Raw genomic sequence first — 289 nt, forward strand, 5'->3', positions numbered from 1 at the left:
TGGGACTGATTGCATTAAGTGGCATTTTGTACACAGTGGAAAGATTTATTGCTGTTTTTAAATGGATTAGTGAAGCTGTTCCAATAAAAATTAATGGGTCTGGACAGTATCCTTCTGAACCAAATATGCCTGGTGTTTTTGATAATATATTCGTAGGGATTTTCTTAATACTTGGACTAGTTTTAATAATAATTGGGTTAAATAAAGGAATTAAGAAATCTATTTGAAGTTATTCCGCTAACGGGTACGTTAGTTCAATGAAGGACTCTATACAAACGAAAAAGGAGCT

The 289-nt window shown here is 32.9% G+C and carries 1 protein-coding gene; it reads left to right on the plus strand.

Features of this window, described 5'->3' with window-relative positions:
• Nucleotides 1–227 (plus strand): hypothetical protein (locus tag ASC93_RS31430; RefSeq protein WP_162251877.1); only part of this gene is annotated, 227 nt, incomplete at its 5' end.
• Nucleotides 228–289 lie beyond the last annotated feature (62 nt).

It is taken from the genome of Massilia sp. Root335, from assembly GCF_001425685.1.
GTDB classification, from domain to species: domain Bacteria; phylum Pseudomonadota; class Gammaproteobacteria; order Burkholderiales; family Burkholderiaceae_D; genus Telluria; species Telluria luteola.